Origin of the sequence: Cryobacterium sp. TmT2-59, from assembly GCF_004403545.1 — a bacterium.
GTDB classification, from domain to species: domain Bacteria; phylum Actinomycetota; class Actinomycetes; order Actinomycetales; family Microbacteriaceae; genus Cryobacterium; species Cryobacterium shii.
Window position 1 is genome coordinate 23,652 of record NZ_SOGM01000031.1, and the last position, 6,000, is coordinate 29,651.

The following is a 6,000-nucleotide window of genomic DNA, read 5'->3' on the forward strand; positions in this document are numbered from 1 at the left end:
TGTCGGTGGTTCTGGGACTGGGAGCGCAAGACTAGTGGTTGCCGACGATGTCATCCCAGCAGGATGGACAAAGCTCGGCGACTTCCTAATCGGGAATCCCGACACAGGCAATCCGCACAGCCCGTAGTTCGTGCCGTCCTGCAGCTGCTTCTGCTCGTACGCATGCCACGACAGAAAACGCTGCGCGGGACGCCGAGCGGCGAGTCTTCAGAGCCGTCACGGTTGACGTCCGTCTTGCGGGCGCTCAGACCAGGCAACCCTGTCAAGGGCGGATCCGGCCCTGGAATTCCGTTCAGATGTCTGCTTGAAGGTCAGGACGGGATAGTGCCGCGCGGCATGATCACGATGAGGAATGTTGCGAACGGTCCTAGGACTATAGATAGCAGCCACCAGATCAGTCGACCGCGTCCCTTCGACTCGGCAAGGCCTGCATTGACGAGCATGAGGGCGAACCACCACCCGCCGATCGTTGCTTGATTACCTATGTCCATGGCCTCATGGTCGCAGATGCCCCCTACGGCTTCGAATCAAGCGCTCTTTGGGTTCCCAAATGCCACTCCCCCGAGACTTCAGAACTTCGACGAGGGGGCATCGAATCTGCGTCCGTCCACGTCCGGCATTGGCGAGTATTTGTCAGGGGCCATACCTTGAAACATCCGAAGGATCGGTCCCGCCCTCGATGTCCCAGCAACGCTTGCGGTCGTGCTCGCATCGATTGTCGCTGTCTGTCGCATCGCTGCACTTGCAGTGTCAGTCGTTGCGGCGGCGCTGTTCGCCGAGCACTCCGGCTTGTAGCGGGCGGCAGGCTTCGGCTGCCCCGAGGGAGAGAAGGAAACCCAGAACCACAGTGCCTGCCAATAGGGCAGCACCAACGATGGGGAAGCTGTCAAATTTGACACCGGCGACTGTGGAGAGCACCAGCCCTAGGGGCACTGATGTTCCCAGGGCCACCGCGAGTGGCACCAGGACTAGGCGGCGACGCACTGAGAGGTGCACGGTCGCAGGTACGCCCATCCGGTCGAGCGCGATGGATTCCGCAGCGCGGTCAAAGACTTGGGAGGCCTGCGTCATCAGGGTAGCGGTTGCGGCTAGGACCAAGCCCACCGCCAGAGTGATTGCGACTCCGGTCTGGATGTCTCGGACGAAGGCTGTGGAGTAGGCATCGGGATCGCCTCCGCCGGTGGTCGTCGGCATGGTGACGACGAAGCCGGCAATGAATCCGAGAAATGCCAGCGATGCCACGTTGCGCCAGGCACCGCGGGGATCGTCGAGGATGCGCCGGGCGGCGAGAAGTCGCGGAAGACTGCTGGTCCGCACACCCGGTCGGGCCACCAGTTGCAGGAGCCATGGTCCGACGAGGTTGATGGAGCCGATGACCACGGCAAGGAACCCTATTGTGGTGGCTAGGCCGATGAGGCTGCCGAGTTTCATGAAATGTGAGTACACAAGAAGTGCGACGACCAATGCCGCAACGACCAGAAGTCGCCAGTGTTTGAGTCGGCGAGGTGTTTGGTCGCGTGCCACGCCGAGCGGGGATATGGTGACGCGTCGCAGGCCGATCACCGTTGATGCCATGGCCAGAAGCAGCAACGCGCCGATGACGGTGAGCCACAGCCACCAGGGCAGTAGCGGCTCTGAGATGCCGATGGGGAGCATCTGGAAACTCAGGAGCGGCCACGCGGGCAAGGAAAGGACGAATACGGCTGATCCCAGCATCGCGCCGGCGACCGATTGCACGAGCGTCTCGATGACCGACATCCGTACTACCTCGCCGCTCGTCATCCCAATGAGACGCAACGAGGCCAAGCGGCGGACACGTCCGCGCGCCCCGAGTCGGGCGGCGCCGCCGCCCAGCCCGAGGATCGGGATCACCAGCAGAGCGCAAGCGAAGCCGGCCAGGGCGACGTAGGTGGATGCGATCCCTGACCACTGCGGGTCGGGGAGCACGCCCTCGACCTGCCACCGTTGAAAGAACATCCAGGTTCCACCGGTGACGCTAAGGGCCAACCAGGAGGAGACGCTAAATGCCAGAACTGCCATGGCGTCCAGAACACCGGCACCCTTGGTCGCACGAATGCGTTCGATAGCCAGACGCGGCGCTAGGTTCAGGGCGATACTCATCGGGTCCTCGTGCTGATCTGCTGGTCGTCGTGAATCATGGCGTCGCGGATCTCGACGAGGCGCTGGCACCATCTGGCGACCTCGTCGTCGTGGGTGACAACAACCAGTGATGAGCCAGAGCTGGCGGCGGTCGCGGTGAGAATCTGCATCACCTCGTGCCCGGTGGCCTGGTCCAACGCGCCGGTGGGCTCGTCGGCGAAGACCACCTCGGGTTCGTGGATAAGTGCCCGGGCGATCGCAACCCGCTGGGCCTGACCCCCGGAGAGCTCGCCGGGGCGGCGGTTCTCCATGCCGGCCAGCCCGAGTTTGCCCAGCCAATGATCCGCTGTCTGCAGGGCTTGGTTTCGGTGGATGCCGAGGAGGAGGAGGGGAAGGGCGACATTCTCACGGGCCGGGAGCTCTGGAAGCAGTTGGCCGTCCTGGAAAACAAAGCCGAACCGGCGCCGCCTCAACAGCGAACGCTGTTTGTCGCGCAACGCTGACACGGCATCGCCACCCAGCGACACCTCTCCAGCGTCGGGGACGAGGATCCCGGACAGGCAGTGCAACAGCGTCGATTTGCCCGATCCGGACGGCCCCATGATGGCAACAGTCTGTCCGGGTGGAATATCAAGGTCCACATCAGCCAATGCGCGGACCGGACCATAGGACTTCGAGAGGTTACGGGCGGAGAGTGTGTCGCGGGGTGCTGCGGTGGTGGTCATGTCCTTAGTCGAACATTGTTGGGTGGCAGACGCCATGGCCCCAGCCTCCCGAACAAGGTGGAGCCAGCTCCACTCTCTGGCGCAGAGGCAACGTTCGTCGGGCTGATCCTGCGCCCCTCTTCTAGTGTTGTACTCATGCAAGACCTCACACGGCGTCGTCGCAACCTCTTTTTCGGCCAAGCCGGAATCGGCGCAGCTGGCGTCTTGTCCATCAGCTTCCTGTCGCACATCACGTGCTGGACGCAGGCTGACGGTCGGGCCGTGTTCGCAGTCTCAGCGGCACTGGCGGTGGGAGCCCTCGCTTGGTGGGCGTTGCTGAGGCTTGAGCGCGCGAAGTTCGCGGGCATCACTGCGCCAGCTGTTGATTGGGCGCGGGAACTGCGGGAGGTGCGTGATTCCCGCCGGGTCATCGTGTCGGCGTTCGAAATCGAACGACGACGCATCGAGCGCGACCTGCACGACGGCGCCCAGCAATATCTGGTGTCGGCTGCCATGAAACTCGGGGAAGCCTCGTCCCTGCTGCATGACCGCCCCGACACGCTCGGGTGCGACGCGATGTTTATGGCCTCCCTACTGGAAGGGGCGCACCGCGACGCGGAGGAGGCGATGCGCACACTTCGCGCCACGGTCTCCGGCATTCACCCCCAAGTGCTCGCCGACCTCGGGCTGCTCGCTGCGGTTTCCGACATGGCCGAGCGAAGCAGCGTTGACGTCGCGGTGCACTGCCCGCATCGGCTGCCGGAGATGCCCGAAGAGGTCGCAGCGGTCGCCTGGTTTTTCTGCTCTGAAGCGATAACCAACATTGCCAAGCACGCACCGGAAGCGACAGCAACGCTGCTCCTGGCCGCCGACGAGGACCTGCACGTATCCATCGTGGACAACGGGCCGGGCGGCGCACGGCTGCGCGACGGGGGTGGCCTTGTCGGCATGCGAGAACGACTAGCGGCCTTTGGTGGCGCCATGGAGCTAGTCTCACCCGAGTGCGGGCCCACGGCACTGTCCGCCCGAATCCCCCTGTTGCTCGTCCCAGCGAACGAGAAGAATCTATGAAACTCATCGTCGCCGACGACTCCGCACTTCTGCGCGAGGGGCTGGTCTCTTTGCTTGAGCGCCAGGGCCACGAGGTCGTTTCGCAGGTCGCCAGCGCGTCGGAGTTGATCGTCGCAGTTGCAGAAGCCGTGCGGCACGACAAACGTCCCGACGTCGTCATCACCGATGTGAGGATGCCGCCGGGCATGGGCGATGACGGCCTCGCCGCAGCCATCAAGATACGCACGGACCATCCGGGCATGGGAATCCTCGTCTTGTCTCAGTACGTGGCCACGGCCTACGCGACCGATCTCTTCAGCGGGTTGGGAGATGAGTCGTCCCTGATCTCACCCAGAGATTCCGGAGGCCTCGGCTACCTATTGAAAGACCGCATCTCGCGCGTAGCGGACTTCATGAAGTCACTGTCGATCATCGCCGCAGGCGGTGTTGTTGTGGATCCGGAGGTAGCCGCCCGCCTCATCCATGGGCATCGCACGGCGCTGGATCGGCTGAGCGCCCGCGAACTCGAGGTGCTAGAGCTGATGAGCCATGGCTTGTCGAACCAACAGATCACCGAACGGCTTTACCTATCCGCCAGCGCAGTCTCCAAGCACGTCACCAACGTGTTCATGAAACTGGAACTCCCAGCCGGTGAGGACAATCGCCGGGTGCGCGCCGTGCTCGCCTATCTGACCGCCCAGGAGTGATTTCGTAAGGGTACTTCGCACTATCGTCAGCACCGCTTTCGCCGTGTTCGCCCACGTGCCGCAGGTAGAGCATCTTCGCGATGTCACACTCGAGTGCGTCTTCCCCGTAGTCTCCATACCGGTGATGACTGGGCGACCGCAACAGTGACAAGGCCTCGCAAATGTCCGCCCAACGGAAGAAGACACTCGAGGGAATTTGGGATTCCCCTTGCGGTCATTCCGTTGAGGGTTCCCCTTCCGGGCAACTCGGTCAACGAGTCGAATCCTGCCGAGTCACGTTTCAAAGTGACCGGTGGGCGTCTTGTATTCGGGCGCTTCAATATGCCCCTGGGCATGGCACGGTAAACCTTCGTGAGAGCATGAGCGATATGCATGTAAGTAAGTTCGGCCCCGAAGACGGCTCTCCAGTGCTTCTTCTGCACGGCGGCGGAGTAGCCGGGTGGATGTGGAACTCACTTCGCGGGAGTCTCGAATCGAAGTACAAGGTGCTCGTACCCGATCTTCCCGGCCATGGCCAGAGCGCCGATGAACCATACCGATCCCACACTGAAACAGTCGATGCTCTCAGCCAGGTGCTGTTGCGTGGCGACTCGGCCCCCGCGGCAGTAGTCGGGTTCTCGTTGGGTGCACAGCTCACTGTCGAATTTGCGTCCAGGTACCCCGAACTCGTAGAGCGGGCGATGGTTGTCAGCGCACAGGCAAAAGCGATGCCCTTTGCCGGACTCACCCTTCGCGCGCTCGGGGCTGCCGCGCCCCTGGCGCGAAATCGCAGGTTCGCCCGGCTGCAGGCTCGGGAGTTGTTTGTGCCTCCGGAGTTGATGGAAGATTACATCGACACCAGTGCCCACATTTCTAAAGCCACGCTGCTCGCCGCCGTTGGGGACAACATGAGATTCGAGTTACCGGCAGCGTGGTCAGAGTTTTGCGGACAAGCATTCGTGATGGTCGGACGGCGGGAACGCGCCTTGATGCGTGACTCCGCTGCGGCCATTCACACGGCACTCCCTGGCAGCGAGATTGAGATTGTCGATGGCTGTGGCCACGGGATCCCGCTGCAACGCCCAGACTGGTTCAACGGCCGTGTTGCCGCTTGGCTCTCTCGGCAATAGCTAAGACTAAACCTCAGTAGAGGTTTCCCTCGCGGGTCGGCGATACCGCCACAAAGCGATCACAGAACGTCGCCACAAAGCGATCAACTTCACACCGCTCTCCCCCACGCGCCACATCCCTCTCGTCGTGCGGGGACGTGCGTTCAGGGTCCGGCTTACGGACAGTTAATAGGGAGGTCAATGCCTACCTGCGATGGTCCGGCGACAACGGGCGGCGGTTAGCCTCGATCCACCGGTCAGCCTGGCTGATCCGGGTCACCGGCGTTTGATCTGAGGTTTCTGGTGGTGGGCATGGCGGTGCGGCCGGCCCTGCTGCCGGTGGTGTTCCTG

At 62.9% G+C, this 6,000-nt stretch carries 5 protein-coding genes; 3 read left to right on the forward strand and 2 right to left on the reverse strand.

What is annotated here, in order from left to right; translation table 11 throughout:
* Window positions 1-750: 750 nt before the first annotated feature.
* Together E3T24_RS05625 and E3T24_RS05630 are read right to left on the reverse strand one after the other, a co-directional pair.
* Entirely contained in the window at window positions 751-2,121 is a 1,371-nt protein-coding gene (locus E3T24_RS05625; RefSeq protein ID WP_134434392.1) for an FtsX-like permease family protein, read from the reverse strand.
* Entirely contained in the window at window positions 2,118-2,825 is a 708-nt protein-coding gene (locus tag E3T24_RS05630) for an ABC transporter ATP-binding protein (RefSeq protein ID WP_134434393.1), read from the reverse strand. Before E3T24_RS05630 ends, E3T24_RS05625 begins: the two co-directional genes overlap by 4 nt.
* Window positions 2,826-2,960: 135 nt before the next feature.
* Between E3T24_RS05630 and E3T24_RS05635 the strand changes: the two genes are divergently transcribed.
* The 3 genes from E3T24_RS05635 (at window position 2,961) to E3T24_RS05645 (ending at window position 5,670) form a co-directional block, all read left to right on the forward strand.
* The gene (locus E3T24_RS05635; protein WP_134434394.1) at window positions 2,961-3,875 is read left to right on the forward strand and encodes a histidine kinase; all 915 of its coding nucleotides are present in this window, start codon (window positions 2,961-2,963) and stop codon (window positions 3,873-3,875) included.
* Window positions 3,872-4,561 carry a response regulator transcription factor gene (locus E3T24_RS05640; protein WP_134434395.1) on the forward strand — a complete coding sequence of 230 codons (690 nt, stop codon included), beginning with the start codon at window positions 3,872-3,874 and terminating at the stop codon, window positions 4,559-4,561. Before E3T24_RS05635 ends, E3T24_RS05640 begins: the two co-directional genes overlap by 4 nt.
* A 359-nt stretch (window positions 4,562-4,920) precedes the next feature.
* Window positions 4,921-5,670: an alpha/beta hydrolase gene (locus tag E3T24_RS05645; RefSeq protein WP_241978628.1), complete on the forward strand. Its 750-nt coding sequence runs from the start codon at window positions 4,921-4,923 to the stop codon at window positions 5,668-5,670.
* Window positions 5,671-6,000: the final 330 nt, after the last annotated feature.